Here is a 17,044-nt window from a genome sequence, read left to right as displayed (position 1 = left end):
GACGGGGGTGACACGGACGGGGGCGGGGCGGGCGGGCGCGGGGCCCCGGGGCCGACGCGGGCCCCGGGGCCCCGGGGCCGACGCGGGCCCCGGGGCCCCGGGGCGGCGCGGGCCTCAGCCCGAGCGGCGCAGCAGGGTGATCCGCGAGCGGGTCATCAGCGCCGCGAGCCCGGCCGCGAGCACCGGCAGCAGCAGCACGGTGGCGGCGATGGTGGGCCACGGGAAGACCAGGGCCGCCTTGCTGGCGATCTCCTCGGGGCTCATCCCGGGGTAGCTGCTCGCCGCGGCCTCGACCTTGCGCAGCGCCACTCCCGGCACCACGCCGCAGACCACACCGAGCAGGGCGCCCATCGCGGCGATCACCCCGCACTGGAAGCCGGACAGCGAGCGCCGGATGCGGGGCTCGGCGCCGACCGCCGCGAGGGTGGTCAGGTCGCGCTGGGAGTCGGCGGCCGCCAGTCCGGTCGCGATGCCGGCCGCGCCGAGGGCGACGATGCCGGCGAAGACGTTCAGACCGAACTGGATCAGCCCGGCCGGGGACTCGTAGCCGCGCTCGATCTTGAGCACGTCGTGGTCGACGAGCTTGGCCAGCGCGCCGTCGGCCTTCTGCTGGGCGGTGTCCGAGGGCATGGCGCCGGGCAGCCAGACGGAGCCGGCCGGGGCGGTGGAGAAGCCGAGCCGGGTGGCGGTGTCCTGGCTGACCACGGCCTGGGCCGCGGCGGGCAGCGCGGACTCGGCGAGGACGGCGTCCACGGTGATCTCGGTGATGACGGGCTTGCTCGCGGGGCCGTTCCCGCCGCCGATCACCGGACTGCTGTACCGGAGGAACGCCTTGCCGTCCTTGAGGTAGCGGGCGTCGAAGACCACGGCCTTGCCGGCGGCGAGGGCCCGGCCCGGGGCCGGGTCGGTGACTCCGAAGAGGTTGTGCAGCAGGGTGGCGTCCCCGGCCGTGACCTGGCTGAACGGGTTGCCCCGGCGGTGGTCCACCTGGCAGCGCTTGTCGGTGCTCATGACGTGCTCGCTCTCGGCCAGCGAGAGGGTGCCGCCCGTGTCCGTGAGCGGGCAGCGGTCCTCCTTGGGCAGCTCGACGCTGACGTAGCCGCAGTAGCTGCCCTCGGAGCAGTCGACCTTCGGCTGGACGCGCCGGACGTCGGCGCGCGGGCCGAGGTCGGGGATGCTGCGTTCGACGGCCTCGCGCATCTGCGGCAGCAGCTTGGCGTCGGACAGCCAGCCGTTGCCGAGGATGACGGCCCCGGACGGACCGGAGGCGGTGTACTCCAGCCGGTACTGCTCCTCGAAGCTGGCGATGTAGACGCTGACGGCCACGGAGCCGGCGACGGCGGCCATCACGGCGGCCACCGCGGGCGCGGTGCGGCCGCGGTGGCGCACCGAGTCGCGCAGGGCGAGCCGGGGGCCGAGCGGGAGCCAGCGGCCGAGCCGGCCGAACAGGCCGACCAGGTAGGGCACGAGGGCGACCATGCCGAGCTCGGCGAGGGCCGAGCCGCCGAGGACGGCGAAGCTGCGGTTGCCGACGCCGCTGGTGGCACCGGCCAGGGCGAGGGCGGCGCCGCCACCGAGGGTCAGCAGTCCCGCGACGGCGAGCCTGCGGCTCGGCGGCTTGAGGGTGTCGCGGCCGGTGAGCGCGGCGACGACGTCCTGCCGGGAGGCCTGGACGGCGGGCACGACGGCGGCCAGCAGGCCGGTGACGAGCCCGACCATGAGGACGCCGAGCAGGTCGAGCGGCGGCAGGGCGAAGTGGGCGAAGCGCTGGCCGGAGCGCTCCTCGGCGGCGGTGCGCAGCAGGGCGACCAGGCCGATGCCGAGGCCCAGGCCGATCACGGCGCCGGTGATGCCGAGGACGATGCCGCCGCCGAGCACGACCGCGCGGACGTTGGCGCGCTCACCGCCGGCGGCGGCGAGCAGCCCGAGCTGCCGCCGGGAGCGCCGGGCGCCGACGGCGAAGGCGGGGCCCGCGAGGAGGACGATCTCCAGCAGGGCCATGCCGACGACGGTGGCGAGGATGACGATGTCGGTCCGGTTGAAGTAGCTGGGGCCGCTGCCGTCCTGCTTCTGGTCGACGAAGTAGGGGACGTCGGCACGGGCCGGCGGGTCGGCCAGCACGGCGCGCGAGGTCACCTGGAAGCCGTACCCGTTGAACTCCTTGACCTTCTGCCAGTCGATCGAGGCCCCGGCCGGGAGCTTGACCAGCCAGCGGGTGGTCCCGCCGGGGTCCTCGGTCGAGGCGTCGGAGCCGCCCGACGGCTTGGGGAGGCGGTCGAGCACGGTGCCGGGGCGGGCGGTGAGCTCGGTGGCCCGCAGTTCGCCGGGGTACTCGTAGACGCCGGTGATGGTGAAGGGGCTGTTCTCCAGACCGCGGACGGCGGTCCTGTCGCCGATCCTGAGCCCGGAGCGTTTGAGGAAGTCCCGGGTGACGGCGGCCTCGGTGTCGGCGGTGGGGGCCCGGCCCTGGAGGAGGTCGATCCGGCCCCGCCAGACCGGGTCGGTCAGGTCGGCCTCGCTGACCCGGGTGCTGATCAGGCCCTCGGAGCTGCTCGCGGCGGTGAACGGGCCGGTGAGCTCGGGCACCAGGGTGGCGCCGGCCGGGAGCAGTTGGCGGGCCAGCTCGTCGGGCGCGGTGTCGAGGGAGCGCTGCTGCGCGGGGGTGTACGTGGGGGCTTCGCCGGCCTTGGCGTCGTCCTTGGGGCTCTGGATGGTGAGCCCCTTCTCGGGGTCGGGCGCCTGCTTGACGGAGGAGCCGCGTTCGACGATGTGCACTTCGCCGACCGCCTGGCCCATGACCCGCGTCGCGTGTTCGGCGGGGGTGAGCTCGGCGCTGCGGAAGACCACGTCGGCACCGGTGACGCCGAGGACGGGCAGGGCGACCATGGCGATGACGAGGGCGCTGCGGCCCTTGGCGCGCAGGGCGTCACGGCGGGCGATGCGCAGGGCCACCCGCCAGGCGCTGAGCTTCACTCGTCCACCTTCAGGCTGTTGGTGGCGGCGCTGACGAGCAGGCTGGCGGCGTCCTGGCTGACGGACTCGTCGACCATCCGGCCGTCGCGCAGGAAGACGACCCGGTCGGCCCAGGCGGCGTGCCGGGCCTCGTGGGTGACCATCATGGCGGCGGCGCCGGCGTCGCAGCGGGCGCGCAGGACGGCGAGGACGGCCTCGCCGGTGGTGGAGTCGAGGGCGCCGGTGGGTTCGTCGGCGAGGACCAGGCGGCGGTCGCCGATCAGGGCGCGGGCGATGGCGACGCGCTGCTGCTGGCCGCCGGACATGTCGTCGGGGAAGCGGTCGGCGAGTTCGGGGATGCCGAGCTCCTCCAGGGCGGCGAGGGCCTCGCGGCGGGCGGCGCGGGTGGACAGCCCGTCGAGTTCGCGCGGCAGCGAGATGTTCTCGGCGGCGGTGAGCGCCGGTATCAGGTTGTAGTCCTGGAAGACGTAGCCGACGGAGCGGCGGCGGACCCGGGCGAGCTTCTTGCGGTCGAGCTCGCCCAGGGCGACGCCCTCGACCAGGACCCGGCCGCCGCTCGGGGTGTCCAGGCCGCCGGCCAGGGTGAGCAGGGTCGACTTGCCGGAGCCGGAGGGGCCCATGACGGCGACGAACTCGCCGGGGTGGACCTTGAGGTCGACGCCGCGCAGGGCCTGGACCTCGGCGGCGCCGTGGCCGTGGACGCGGGTGACGTTCTCCAGGTGGAGCACCGGCGTCTGCCGGGCCTCTTGGGTGTGGGACATGGATTCCCCCCTCGTACTGGGTGTGCGCTCGGCGTCGGGGCCGAGCATGGTGGTTCGGTTGCCGCGGGGGCTCAGGCGCGCAGGCGGCGCCCGCGCCTGGCGGGCGCGGCGCCGTCGCGGGCGGCCTCGGCGGTGCGGGTCTGCAGGAGTTCGGCCTGCTGGGCGAGCCGGGTCTCGCAGTGGTCGAGCCAGCGGATCTCGGCTTCGGTCTGGAAGATGAGCTGGTCGAGGACGAGCAGCCAGGCCAGGTCGTTGCTGGCGGAGGGCGTGGCGCCGGGGCGCTTCTCCCCCGCGAGGGCGCGGCCCTTGAGCCGGGTGTAGTCCTGGAGCGCCTTGATGCTGTGCCGGCGCTGGCCCTGGACGACGGCGGAGACGTCGACCCCGGGGACGGTCACCGCCATGGCGAGCTTGATCGCCAGTTCGTCGCGCGGGGGGTTGGTCCGGGGCACCGGGGTGTCGAACCAGGTCCGCAGCTCTTCCCGGCCGGCGTCGGTGGCGGCGTAGAACTGGTGGCCCTCACCGTCCTCCCCTGCGGGCTCGACCAGCCCGTCGCGCTCCAGCCGCGACAGCGTGGTGTAGACCTGCCCGACGTTGAGCGGCCAGGTGGCGCCGGTGCGCGCCTCGAACTCGGTGCGCAGCTGGTAGCCGTAGCGAGGGCCCTGGTCGAGCAGGGCGAGCAGACCGTGACGGATGGACATACCGAGTATGTATACCCGGTATGCCCTACCGTCTCAAGCCGCGCCCACCCGGTCGGGGGAGCGGGTACCGTCGTGCGGTGTGAGCCACTTGCGCATCGCCACCTTCAACCTCCTGCACGGCCAGCCGCTCGCCCCGGACGGCACCCCGCGGCCCTACCCGTCCGACGCCGGCGAGCCGTTGGCCGACGCGGTGGCCGCGCTGGACGCCGACGTGCTGGCACTCCAGGAGGTCGACCGGTACCAGGCGCGCTCCGGCGGCACCGACCAGGCGGCGGTGGCCGCCGCGGCCATGGGCGCCAAGGACTGGCGCTTCGCCGCCGCCCTGCACGGCCGCCCGGCGCCGGTCGCGGGCTGGGTGCCGGAGCCGTCCGGGCCGGGAGGCCTGCGGGTGTACGGGCCCGGCGAGATGGGCGACGGCGCCCCGCCCTCGTACGGGACGGCACTGCTGACGCGGCTCCCGGTGCGGCACTGGCGCGCCCGGCGCTTCGCCCCGGCGCCGTTCGGGCTGCCGCTGCGGGTGGCCGGGCGGCGCGGACTGACCCCGGTGCCGGACGAGCCGCGGGCGGCGCTGGCGGCCGTCCTGGAGGGCGACCGCGGGCCGTTCACCGTGGTGGCGGCGCACCTGTCCTTCGTCCCCGGCTGGAACATGGCGCAGCTGGCCGGCATCCGGCGCTGGATCGCCGACCTGCCGCAGCCGTACCTGGTCCTGGGCGACTTCAACCTGGTCGGGGCCGTGCCCCGCACGGTGCTCGGCGGGGCGACGGCGCTGGAGCGCACCGCGCCGCGGGTGCGGGTGCGCGAGCTGCGGGCGGCCCGGCGGGCCCGGCCGGCCCTGACCGAGGCGCGCCGGCGCCGGGTGCGCGAGCCGCGCCCCCGCCTGCAGGGCTGGTACGACCTGGCGCGCACGCCGACCTACCCCTCGCACCGGCCCGCGGTGCAGTTCGACCACGTGCTGGGGATCGGTGTGCCGCGCACGGCGGTCGGGCCGGCGGCGGCGCCGCGCGCGACGGTGTCGGACCACCGCCCGCTGCTGGTCGAGGTGTCGTTGTAAGGGCGGCCCCGGACGCCTACTGGCGCGCCAGGACCCCGGCCTGCTGCGGGAGGTGGACGGCGGTGGCGGCCCGGGGCTCCCCCGGCCCGAGCGCGTGCGGGGGGTCGAACTGGAGCAGCAGCATGGCCGCGTCGTCGCCGAGCTGGCGCCCGACGTGGCGCACCACGTCCTCGTGCAGCCGCTGCAGGACGTCGGCCGGGCGGCCGGCCGCGCAGTGCGGGAAGCGTTCGGCGAGCGGGTAGAAGACGCCCGCGCGGTCACGGGCCTCGATCACCCCGTCGGTGAACAGCAGCACCCGGTCGTCGCCCTGGAGCAGCAGCCGGTGCACCGGCGGGCGGACGTCGACCGGGTCGAGGACGCCCAGCGGCGGTACGGTCTCGGCGAGTTCGAGCGGCCGGACCTCCCCGCCGCGCAGCAGCAGCGGGGCGGGATGACCGCAGTTGACGATCTCCGCGGCGCCGTCGGGCCCGACGCCGATCAGCACCAGGGTGACGAACTCCTCCTCCACGCCCGGGTGGTCGTTCTCGTGCAGGGCGCGGTCGAGGCTGACGGCCAGCCAGCCGGCCACCCGGTCCAGGGCGGCCTCCTGGTGGGCGGCCTCGCGGAAGGCCCCGAGCACGGCGGCGGCCGTCTCCACCGCGCCGAGGCCCTTGCCGCGCACGTCCCCGACCACCGCCCGCACCCCGTGCCGGGTGTTGACCACCTCGTAGAGGTCGCCGCCGATCCGGGCGTGCGCGGCGGCGGCCTCGTAGTGGACGGCCGCCCGGACGGTGCCGACCCGCTCGGGGACGGGCCGCAGCAGCACCCGGCGGGCGATCGAGGCGACCAGCTGGGCGTCGGCCAGCGCCCGTTCCTGGCGCAGCCTCAGGGTGGCGCTGACCCAGCCGATCGCGGCGACGAGCAGGATCGCGAAGACGCTGGCGGCGTGCACGGACTCGCCGAGCGTGTCGCCGCGGAAGGCCATCAGGAAGGCCGCCGCCTCGGTGCCCAGACCGATGGCGAGCGGGTACCAGGTTCGGCGGCTGACCACGGCGGCCAGCGCGGGTACGGCGGTGAGGGCCGGTTCGACCGTCACCTCGGTGCCGCTGAGGTAGTCGAGGGCGACGATCAGCACCATGCCGAGGAACGGCAGCGCCAGCGCCGTCCTCGGCCAGGTGCCGGTCGCGCGCGGAGCGGGCCCCGGTGTCGGCCCGGTGAACCGCTCTCTGATCCATCCGGTCGCGCTCAACTTCGGTCTCTCCAGCAGAAGACGCCGATGCCCGAGGGCACCTGCGGTGATGACTGAGGGTCAGGGAATGCGGGCCTCGCTGGCGGCCGGAGTACGGGGGTTGACCGGTTACCGACCCCACAATAGGCGCGAAACGTGCATGACGCACAGGTTTCGGGCACTGGAATGATGACTTGGATGCTCTGCGTGACTCAATAGTCACTGTTCCCGATCAGGAGCCGTTCCAACTCTTTTCGGTCGGGAAGTCCTGCCGGACGGACGATCCGGCCACTGCGGACGTACAGGAACGACGCCGTGACCTGCTCGGGATCGACGCCCGCGTGCTCGGCCCAGGCCAGCCGGTAGACCGCGAGCTGCAACGGGTCGGCGGTCTCCTCCCGATGGGTTTTCCAGTCCACCACTTCGTAGCGTGACGCACCACCGGATTCCGACAACGCGTCATCCTCCCGGTAGACCGCGTCGATCCGTCCCCGCACCACCCGACCCGCCAGCACCAGCTGGAACGGCACCTCCACCCGGTGGGGCTTGCGCCGGGCGTACGGGGTGCGCAGGAACGCCTCCTTGAGCCGCTCCAGGTCCTGCTCGTCCTCGATGCCGTCGTCGTCGGCGCCGGGCAGCGCGCCGGGCTCGACCAGCAGCAGCGGCTCGATCCGGGACTGCACCCAGGCGTGGAAGCGGGTGCCGCGCCGGGCCGCCGGCTGCGGGGGGCGCGGCATCGGGCGGGCCAGCTCGTGCGCGAAGCCGTCCGGGTCCGCGGCCAGCCGCAGCAGCTGGGTGGCGGACAGCGCGGCGGGCAGCGGCACGTCCCGCGCGGTGCGCCGGGACCGCTCCAACTCGCCCAGCAGCGCCGTCAGATCGCGGTCCCAGGAGGCGACCTGACGCTGGTCCTCGGGGGCCGTCTCCTCGGCTTCGGGGGCGGGCGCCCCCGCCACCCGGGCGCGCACCACCCCGGCGACCCGGCGGCGGGCGTGCTGGGCGGCCGGGTCCAGCGGCAGCGGCCAGGGCCGCTCGACGGGGGCGGCCAGCGCCGGGTTCTCGGCGCCCTTCTCCGGCTGCTCGGCCCAGTGCTCGACCTCGCCCGCGCCGGGCCGCTCGCAGTGCTCGCGCAGCCGCTCCAGGAAGTCGGACGGGCCGCGGACGGTCTTCTGGCTCGGCCCCCACCAGTGCCCGGAGGCCAGCAGCAGCGACCTGGGCCGGGTGAACGCCACGTAGCCCAGGCGCAGTTCCTCGACGCCGGAGTGGTCGGCCAGCTCCTTCTTGAACGCCGCCATCGACTTCCCGTTCCACCCGCCGCGGACGTCGGGCAGAGTTTCGGCGTCGCCGCGCAGGGCGTGCGGGAGCACCCGCTTGGTGCTCGTCCAGCGTTCGCGCGGGCTCGACGAGGGGAACGCGCCCCGCACCAGACCGGGGACGGCCACCACGTCCCACTCCAGGCCCTTGGACTTGTGCGCGGTGAGCACCTTCACGGTGTCCTCGCCGCCGGGCAGGCTGCTGTCCAGGCCGCGGTCGTACTCCTGGGCGGCGCGCAGGAAGCCGAGGAAGGCGGCCAGGCCCGGGTCGCCGTCGAGGTCGGCGAAGGAGGCGGCGACGTCCAGGAAGGCGTACAGGGTCTCCCGCCGCCGGGCGGCCAGGGCCTGCGGGGAGGCGGCGAGTTCGACCTCCAGCCCGGTGACGGACAGCACCCGGTGCAGCACGTCCATCAGCGGGTCGGCGAGCGAGCGCCGCAGTTCGCGCAGCTCGACGGCGAGCCGGGCGAAACGCACCCGGGCCTCGGCGGAGAACGGCAGCTCGTCCGGCTTCCCCTCCTCACCGGCCGAGGGGTCCAGGAAGGTCTCCACCGCGTCGGCCAGCGAGACCACCTCGGTCGGATCGGCCTCGGCGACCGCCGCGGCCAGCGCCTCGACGCCCTCCGGCCGGTCGGTGCGCACCAGGTCGGCGGCCCGGCGGCCGAGCAGCGCGAGGTCGCGCGGGCCGATCCGCCAGCGCGGGCCGATCAGCAGGCGCACCAGCGCCGCGTTGGCGGTCGGGTCCTGCAGCACCTCGCAGACCGCCACCAGGTCGGCCACCTCGGGCAGCTGCAGCAGCCCGCCCAGGCCCACCACCTCGACCGGCACCTCCCGGGCGACCAGCGCGGCGTGGATGTCCGGGAAGGCCGCGCCGCCGCGGCACAGCACGGCGATCCGGCCGGGCGCGGTGCCGGTGCGCACCAGGTGCGCGATCGAGTCGGCCAGCCAGTCGACCTCCTCGGCGTGGGTGGGCAGCAGCGCCGCCCGCACGAAGCCGTCCCGCTCGGCGCCGGGGGCCGGGCGCAGCGCCTCCACGCCCTCGTGCATCTCCCGCAGCGGGGCGGCGAGTTCGTTGGCGAAGGCGAGCAGCCGGCCGCCGCTGCGGCGGTTCTCGCTGAGCGCGTAGCGGGCGGCGGGGCGGCCGTCGGCCTTCGGGAAGTGCCGGGGGAACTCGTCGAGGTTGGCCACGGAGGCGCCGCGCCAGCCGTAGATCGCCTGACAGGGGTCGCCGACGGCGGTCACCGGGTGGCCGCTGCCGGTGCGGGCGCCGTCGGAGGGGGCGCCGAACAGGCCCGCGAGCATCAGCCGCTGGGCGACCGAGGTGTCCTGGTACTCGTCCAGCAGCACCACCTTGAACTGGTCGCGCAGCAGCTCGCCGACCTCCGGGCGCTGCTGGGCCAGGCGGGCGGCGGCGGCGATCTGGTCGCCGAAGTCCATCAGCCCGGCGGAGCGCTTGCGGCGCCGGTAGTCCTCGACGAGGCGCAGCAGCTCCAGCCGGGCCCGGGCGGTGACCGGGACGGCCCGCAGGTCGTCGTTGGTCAACTTGACGGTGGCGAGGGTGTCCAGCAGCCGCTCGTCGAACTCGCGCAGGGTCTGCGGCTCGACCAGGTGCTCGGCGAGTTCGCCGTCCAGTGCGGCCAGGTCGGCGACCAGGTTGGAGAAGGTGCCGGTGAGGGCGGGGAACGGGCCGCGGGCGGTGCGCAGCACCTTGGCGGCGAGCTGGAAGCGGGTGGCGTCGGCGAGCAGCCGGACGTCCGGCTCGATGCCGATCCGCAGGCCGTGCTCCTTGAGCAGGCGCCCGGCGAAGGCGTGGTAGGTGGAGATCTCCGGGTCGCCGAGCGGCTCGGCGGCGGCCCGGTCGGCCGCCCTCCCCCAGTCCTCGTCCGGGGGCGCCCCCTGCCCGCCGAGACGCAGCGAGGCCCGCACGCGCTCGGAGAGCTCGCCGGCGGCCTTGTTGGTGAAGGTGAGGCCGAGCACCTCCTCGGGCCGTACGGCACCGGAGCCGACCAGCCAGACCACGCGGGCGGCCATCACCGTGGTCTTGCCGGAGCCGGCGCCGGCCACGATCACGGCCGGTTCCAGGGGGGCGCCGATGGCCGCCATCTGCTCCCGGTTGAACGGGATCCCCAGCAGCTCCTTGAGCTGGTCGGGATGGCTGAGCACGGCGGTCACCCCGCAACCGTAACCGGAGCGACGGACAAACCCCGCCCGGCCGTTCCCCGCCCGCCCCCTACTCGACGAGTTGGGTGCCGTCGCGCTGGGCGGAGCAGCTGCGGCGGAAGGCGCAGCGGTCGCAGCCCGCGCCGGTCCGCGGGACGAAGCGCTCGGCGAGGACCTTCCCGGCCGCCTCGGCGAGCAGGTTCTCGATCCAGGGCTCGCCCTCCGGCGGCTCCTGCCGCTGCACCTTGGGGGCGTCCGAGGCGGCCTTGGCGGCGGGCTCGCGCAGGTGGACCAGTTCGGCGCCGCCGGTGTCCGGCGGGTGCCCGGTGAAGCCGGGCAGCTCGTTCAGGGCGCCGGCCCGGACGGCGAGCTGGTAGACGGCGAGCTGCTTGTGCTCGGGCAGCGACTTGTCGGTGGGTATCTGCTTGCCGGTCTTGAAGTCGACCACGTAGGCGCGCCCGGCCGCGTCCTTCTCCACCCGGTCCATCGAGCCGCGAATGCGCACCGCGACGCCGCCGACGTCGAGGGTGACGTCGAAGCCGTGCTCGGTGGCGACGAGGTCCCGGCCGCGCTCCAGGACGTGCCAGTTGAGGAAGCGCTCCAGGGCGGCGCGGGCCTCGGTCTTCTCCTGCTGGGACTTCCAGGGCGCGTCGAAGGCCAGCGCGTCCCAGACGGTGTCCAGCCGCTCCATGAGCACGGCGAGGTCGGCCGGGGTGCGGCCGGAGCCGACCTCGTCTGCGAGGGCGTGCACCACGTTGCCGAAGCCCTGGGCGGCCGAGCCCGCGCCGCGCGCCTTGACCTCCTTGTCCAGGAACCACTGCAGGGAGCAGCTCTCCAGCTGTTCCAGCCCGCTGCCGGACAGCCGGACCGGCACGTCGGCGCTGCGCAGCGGTTCGGGGGCGGTGGTGGGGTCGTCCAGGCCCCACCACCGCTCGGGCTGGGCGGCGGGCACCAGCGGCAGCCCGTCCTCGTCGGTGGCGGCGGCCAGGGTGGCGAGCCGTTCGGCGGCGGCGCGGCGCAGTTCGGGCGAGCGGGCGGGGTCGACGGTGACGGCGCGCAGTTCGGCGACCAGTGCGGCGACGGACAGCGGGCGGCGCGGGCGGTGGGTGACGTCCTCGACGGTGACCGGCGGGGTGCGGCGGACCACCTTGCCGGTCCGGGGGTCGACGTCCTCGCGGTAGAGCTCGCGCAGGAAGCGGGACGGTTCGTCGCCGTCGTCGGCGGGAGCCTTGACGGCGGTGACGATCAGCCGCTCCTTGGCGCGGGTCGCGGCGACGTAGAAGAGCCGGCGCTCCTCGCCGAGCAGGGCGCCCGGGGAGAGCGGTTCGGCGAGGCCGTCGCGGCCGATCCGGTCGGCCTCCAGCAGGGAGCCGCGGCGGCGCAGGTCGGGCCAGAGGCCGTCCTGGACCCCGGCCACCACGACCAGGCGCCACTCCAGGCCCTTGGAGCGGTGGGCCGTCATCAGGCGCACCGCCTCGGGGCGCACCGCCCGGACGGTGAGGGTGTCGGCGGCGATGTCCTGGGCTTCGAGTTCGGCGAGCAGGTCCAGGGCGCTGCGGTGGCCGGTGACCTGCTCCTCGGCCCGGGCGGCGGTCTCGAACAGGGCGCACAGCGCGTCCAGGTCGCGGTCGGCGTTGCGGCCGGCCGCGCCGCCGCGCAGGGCGGCCCGTTCCAGCCGCTCGCGCCAGCGCCGGCTGCCGTCCCACAGCTCCCAGAGCGCCTCCTCGGCGGTGCAGCCGCCGGCCAGCTGTTCGCGGACCTTGCGCAGCAGGGTGCCGAGGTCGCGGGCGCGGCGGGCGTGCGCGGGGTCGAGGGCGACGAGGCGCTCGGGTTCGGCGAGGGCCTCGCGGATCAGTTCGGCGGCCGGGCGCGGGACGGCGGCGGCGCGGGGGCCTGTCTTCAACCGCCCGTCGTCCGCCCCGCAGGCGGGAGTTTGAAGACGGGCCCCGGCGTCGGCGCGCAGCGCGGCGCGTTCCTCCTCGCGCAGGGCGCGGCCGAGCCGGCGCAGGTCGGAGCCGTCGAGGCCGCCGAGCGGGCCGGTGAGCAGGGCGTGCGCCACGTCGGTGGTGAGCGGGTCGGGGGCGTCCGGGTCGCCCTGCTTGTCCCGGGCGGCCTGCTCGGCGCAGGCCCGCAGGGCGAGCAGCAGCTGGGCGACGGCCGGCTCCTCGCGCAGCGGCAGGTCGTCGCCGTCGATCTCCAGCGGGACGCCGGCCGCGCCGAGCGCCCGCCGCACGCCGGGGATGGAGCGGGCGCCGGCCCGGACGAGCACGGCCATCTCGCCCCAGGGCACGCCGTCCTCCAGGTGGGCGCGGCGCAGCAGGTCGGCGATCGAGTCCAGCTCGGCGCCGGGGGTCGGGTAGGTGTAGACCTCGACCCTGCCGCCCTCGCGGGAGGGCAGCAGGGCGCGGTGCTGGGCGAGCTTGTCGGCGGGCAGCCGGCCCATCGGCATCCGGCGGGCGACTTCCCGGGAGGCGGCGAGCAGCACGGCGCCGGAGCGGCGGGACACCCGCAGCACCTTGACGTCGGCGGGGCTGCCGTCGGCCCGCCGGAAGGCCTGCGGGAAGTCGAGGATGCCGTTGATGTCGGCGCCGCGGAAGGCGTAGATCGACTGGTCCGGGTCGCCGACCGCGACGAGGTCGCGCCCGCCGCCGGCCAGCTGGCGCAGCAGCCGGACCTGGGAGGGGTCGGTGTCCTGGTACTCGTCGACGAAGACGACCTCGTAGCGCCGCCGCAGCTGCTCGCCGACCTCGGGGCGCTCGGCGAGCAGCACGGCGCGGTGGACGAGTTCGGCGTAGTCGAGGACGCCGCGCAGGTCGAGGACGTCGAGGTAGTCGGCCAGGAAGTGCGCGGCGGCGGCCCAGTCGGGGCGCTGGACGCCCTGCGCGAAGCGTTCCAGTTCGGCTTCGCCGAGGCCGAGTTCGCGGCTGCGGGCGAGGACGGCGCGGACCTCGTCGGCGAAGCCGCGGGTGGTCAGGCAGGCCCGCAGGTCCAGCGGCCACTCGATGCGGGTGCTGCCGTGCTTGGCGTCCTCGGCGCCGCCGGCCAGCAGCTCGCGGACCATGACGTCCTGCTCGGGGCCGGAGAGCAGCCGCAGCGGCTCGGCGTAGTCCGCCGGGTCCTGGTGGGCGCGCAGCAGGGCGTAGCAGAAGGAGTGGAAGGTGGTGGCCTGCGGGGCGGCGGCCGAGCCGCCGAGCCGGCCGGACATCCGGTCGCGCAGCTCGGTGGCGGCCTTGCGGCTGAAGGTGAGGACGAGGATCCGCTCGGGGTCGGTGCCGTCCTCGATCCGCCGGGCGACCGCCTCGACCAGGGTGGTGGTCTTGCCCGTGCCCGGTCCGGCCAGCACCAGCAGCGGCCCGCCGGTGTGCTCGACCACGGCGCGCTGGTAGGCGTCCAGCACGGGTGGGTCGGGCTGGACGAGCGGGCTGCGCACGAGCCGGTAGGGGGAGCTCACGAACTGGTCCTGGGGGTCGAACGGTGGGGCACGGCGGAGGCGGACCCGTCGGGCCCGCCCGTACCGAGCCTACGATCCTGCCCCGTCATTCCCGTCCGCGCGGCGGTTTCGGCACAATGCGACCCGGGCCGGGCCTACGCCTGCGCGCCGTCCCAGCGGGCCCGCTTCAGGTCGACCCGGGGCGGGTCGGCGAGTTCGCGCAGCGGGGTGCCCTCGTCGCCGTAGTGGGCGAGGGCGCGCTGCTCGTGCCCGGGCAGCAGGCGGCCGTCCGCGCGGATCACCCGCCACCAGGGCACCGAGCCGCCGTACAGTGCCATCACCCGGCCGACCTGCCGGGGGCCGCCCTGGCCGAGGTACTCGGCGACGTCGCCGTAGGTCATCACCCTGCCGGGTGGAATCCGCTCGGTCAGGTCGAGCACCAGTTCGGCGAACGGCGGCAGGGCGTCCGGAAGACCGTCGTGTGTTGCGTCCGTCACCTGCGGCATTCTTCCTTACAGGGGCGCGTCCGTGGCCCGGTGCGTACGATCCGCCGCGCCCGATCCGCCCCCTGTCCCGCACGGGACGCCGGGGCATGCCACCATCTTCCGGGGCGGTGAGTGGTGATACGAGGACAAGACCAGATGACCGGGACGGCTGACGTGGGCGTGGACAAGGACTCCGACGAGTCCGCCTCCGCCGTGCCGTCGACGCCCGGGAACGAGAGCGAAGGCCGGCCCGAACCGGGCCCGACGCCGGAAGTCTCCCTGATCAAGGACCGAACGATCAAGACCCCCGCGCCCGCGAAGGCCCCCGAACAGCCCGGCCCTCCCGCGGCCGAGACCACCTCGGCCCCGGAGCCGGCGCTCCCGACGACCCCTGCCGTCCCGTCCGAGGACACCCGGCCGCCGGACCACGAGCCGGCGGACCACGAGCCGGCGGACCACGACCCGCTGGACGAGGCCCCGCACCTGGACGTCGACGAGCCGCTGCTCGCCGCCCGCGCGCACCGCCCGTCCGACCTGATCCGCTTCCTGGCCGGCGTCCTCGGGATAGTCGCCGTCTTCGTGCTGGCCGGCATCGCCACCGGGACCACCAGCGGCATCGAACAGGACATCGCCTCCAACGCGCCGCACTTCTCCGCGGTGTTCTCCACCATCACCGGCCTGCTCTCCAGCGTCGCGGTGCTCGCCGTGCCGCTGGCCTTCGCCGTCGAACGGCTGATCAAACGCGACGGCCTGCGGGTCGCCGACGGCGTGCTCGCCTCGGTGCTGGCGTACGGCGTCTCGCTCGGCATCGACTGGTGGGTGGCCGAGGGCGCCTCCGAGCACACCCGGGACGCGCTGACCAGGCTGCCCCTGGACAGCAACGGCACCCTCACCGACCCGGTGCACGGCTACCTCGCCCCGGTGATCGCCTACATGACCGCCGTCGGCATGTCGAGCAGACCCCGCTGGCGGGTCGCCCTGTGGGTGGTGGTGGTCTTCAGCGGGGTCACCGAGCTGCTCGGCGGCTACACCACCCCGCTGTCGCTGATGCTCACCGTGCTGATCGGCTGGTCCGTCGCCTACGGCACGCTGTACGCGATCGGCTCCCCCAACATCCGGCCCACCGGCCAGCACCTGATGATCGGCCTGCGCAAGGTCGGCTTCACCCCGGCCGGCGCCGTGCGCGCCCCCGACGCCCCCGGCGGCACCCGCCGCTACCACGTCACCCAGCAGGGCGGGCCCCCGCTGGACGTGCACATCATCGACCGCGAGCAGCAGGCCTCCGGCTTCTTCTACCGGGCCTGGCGACGGCTGCGGCTGCGCTCGGTCGCGGTGCGCCGCAGCCCCCAGTCGCTGCGCCAGGCGCTGGAGCAGGAGGCCCTGATCGCGTACGCGGCGGCCGCCTCGGGCGCCCGCGCGCCGCAGCTGGTCGCCACCTCCGAGCTCGGCCCGGACGCCGCGATCCTGGTGTACGAGAACGTCGAGGGCCGCACCCTGGACGAGCTGGCCGACGAGGAGGTCACCGACCCGGTGATGGCCTCGGTCTGGCAGTCGGTGGCCGCCCTGCACGAGCGCCGGATCGCCCACCGCCGGCTGACCGGCGAGTCGCTGCTGGTGGTGGACGAGCGCACCGGCTGCCTGGTCAACCTCTCCGGCGGCGACATCGCCGCCACCGACCTGACGCTGCGCATCGACGTCGCCCAGCTGCTCACCACCTTCGCGCTGCGGATCGGCCCGGAGCGCGCCGTCGCCACCGCCAACGCGGTGCTCGGCGCCGAGCGGGTCGCCCAGGCGCTGCCGCTGCTCCAGCCGGTCGGGATGAGCCGCTCCACCCGGGTCGACCTCGCCAAGCTCACCAAGGAGCGCAAGACCGCCGCCCGGGCCAGGGCGCTGGAGCAGGTCGCCGCCGGCGAGCGCACCCAGCAGCAGGCCGAGGAGGACATCGCGGTGGCCGGCGAGGACCTGCTGAGCCGCATCCGCGGCCAGATCCTCCAGATCGCCCCCGAGGCCCCGATGGCCCCGGTCAAGCTGGAACGGCTGAAGCCGAAGAGCCTGATCATGGTGATCGCGCTGACCTTCGCCGCGTACCTGGCCCTGACCACCATCAAGCCGGCCCAGCTGAAGCTCTCCCAGATGAACTGGGCCTGGGCCGCGGCCGCCCTGCTCGCCGCCGCCTTCAGCTACGTCGCCGCCGCGATGAGCCTGACCGGCTTCGTCCCCGAGCGGCTGCCGTTCCGGCGCACCGTCGCCGCCCAGCTGGCCGGCTCCTTCGTCAAGCTGGTCGCCCCCGCCGCGATCGGCGGCATCGCGCTCAACACCCGGTACCTGCAGCGGGCCGGCATCCGCTCCGGCCAGGCGGTGGCCTCGGTCGGCGCCTCCCAACTGGCGGGCCTGGCCGGGCACCTGCTGCTGCTGTTCAGCTTCGGCCTGATCACCGGCAGCCAGACCAACGGCGACCTCTCCGCCTCCCGCGCGGTGATCATCGGCGTGCTGAGCGCCGCCGTGCTCGCCCTGGTGGTGGCCGCCGTCGCGCCGCTGCGCCGGTTCGTGCTGGGCCGGCTGCGCTCGCTGTTCTTCGGCGTGGTGCCGCGGATGCTCGACCTGATGCAGACGCCCAGCAAGCTCGTCACCGGCTTCGGCGGCATCCTGCTGCTGACCCTCTCCTTCACCGCCTGCCTGGACTTCTCGGTGCAGGCCTTCGGCGGCGACGTCAGCTTCTCGGCCGTCGCGGTGGTCTTCCTGACCGCCAACGCGGCCGGCTCGGCGATCCCCACCCCCGGCGGCATCGGCCCGGTCGAGGTCGCCCTGATCGGCGCCCTGACCGTCGCCGACGTCTCCCCCACGATCGCCACCCCGGCGGTCTTCCTCTACCGGGCGCTCACCTTCTGGCTGCCGGTGCTGCCGGGCTGGATCGCCTACAACGTGCTCCAGCGCAAGAAGGCGCTCTGAGCCGCCCCGGGCGCCGCCGACCT

Annotated in this window: 9 protein-coding genes; 2 read left to right on the top strand and 7 right to left on the bottom strand. The window is 75.3% G+C overall.

The genetic code is table 11. The features are described 5' to 3' along the window. Positions 1–114: 114 nt before the first annotated feature. The 3 genes from ACGFSC_RS28425 to ACGFSC_RS28415 all read right to left on the bottom strand — a co-directional run bounded on the left by ACGFSC_RS28425 (position 115) and on the right by ACGFSC_RS28415 (position 4,432). Positions 115–2,973 carry an ABC transporter permease gene (locus tag ACGFSC_RS28425; RefSeq protein ID WP_359903471.1) on the bottom strand — a complete coding sequence of 953 codons (2,859 nt, stop codon included), beginning with the start codon at positions 2,971–2,973 and terminating at the stop codon, positions 115–117. Further along, positions 2,970–3,734, bottom strand: coding sequence for an ABC transporter ATP-binding protein (locus ACGFSC_RS28420; protein WP_359903474.1), 765 nt, complete (start codon positions 3,732–3,734; stop codon positions 2,970–2,972). Before ACGFSC_RS28420 ends, ACGFSC_RS28425 begins: the two co-directional genes overlap by 4 nt. Positions 3,735–3,805: 71 nt before the next feature. Beyond that, positions 3,806–4,432 carry a PadR family transcriptional regulator gene (locus tag ACGFSC_RS28415; RefSeq protein ID WP_359903477.1) on the bottom strand — a complete coding sequence of 209 codons (627 nt, stop codon included), beginning with the start codon at positions 4,430–4,432 and terminating at the stop codon, positions 3,806–3,808. A gap of 79 nt (positions 4,433–4,511) precedes the next feature. Between ACGFSC_RS28415 and ACGFSC_RS28410 the strand changes: the two genes are divergently transcribed. Next, positions 4,512–5,483: an endonuclease/exonuclease/phosphatase family protein gene (locus ACGFSC_RS28410; RefSeq protein ID WP_359903480.1), complete on the top strand. Its 972-nt coding sequence runs from the start codon at positions 4,512–4,514 to the stop codon at positions 5,481–5,483. Between the two features lie 16 nt (positions 5,484–5,499). Here ACGFSC_RS28410 and ACGFSC_RS28405 read toward each other — a convergent pair whose 3' ends face one another. The 4 genes from ACGFSC_RS28405 to ACGFSC_RS28390 form a co-directional block, all read right to left on the bottom strand. Next, positions 5,500–6,711, bottom strand: coding sequence for a PP2C family protein-serine/threonine phosphatase (locus tag ACGFSC_RS28405; RefSeq protein ID WP_359903483.1), 1,212 nt, complete (start codon positions 6,709–6,711; stop codon positions 5,500–5,502). Positions 6,712–6,902: 191 nt separating this feature from the next. Then, a complete protein-coding gene (locus tag ACGFSC_RS28400) occupies positions 6,903–10,169 on the bottom strand; it encodes an ATP-dependent DNA helicase (RefSeq protein ID WP_359903486.1) in 3,267 nt (1,088 codons plus the stop codon). A 58-nt stretch (positions 10,170–10,227) separates the two neighbouring features. Further along, on the bottom strand, positions 10,228–13,608 hold the full coding sequence (locus tag ACGFSC_RS28395) for an ATP-dependent DNA helicase (RefSeq protein ID WP_359903489.1): 3,381 nt from the start codon (positions 13,606–13,608) through the stop codon (positions 10,228–10,230). Positions 13,609–13,742: 134 nt separating this feature from the next. Further along, a complete protein-coding gene (locus ACGFSC_RS28390; RefSeq protein WP_380350175.1) occupies positions 13,743–14,093 on the bottom strand; it encodes an MGMT family protein in 351 nt (116 codons plus the stop codon). A 135-nt stretch (positions 14,094–14,228) separates the two neighbouring features. Between ACGFSC_RS28390 and ACGFSC_RS28385 the strand changes: the two genes are divergently transcribed. Then, the gene (locus ACGFSC_RS28385; protein ID WP_359903495.1) at positions 14,229–17,021 is read left to right on the top strand and encodes a flippase-like domain-containing protein; all 2,793 of its coding nucleotides are present in this window, start codon (positions 14,229–14,231) and stop codon (positions 17,019–17,021) included. The last annotated feature ends 23 nt before the right edge of the window (positions 17,022–17,044 follow it).

The sequence above is a fragment of the Kitasatospora sp. NPDC048715 genome, assembly GCF_043198905.1.
GTDB classification, from domain to species: Bacteria; Actinomycetota; Actinomycetes; order Streptomycetales; family Streptomycetaceae; genus Kitasatospora; species Kitasatospora lactacystinica.
Note: the sequence above shows the minus strand (reverse complement) of the source record. Positions and strands in the feature narration are given on the sequence as shown.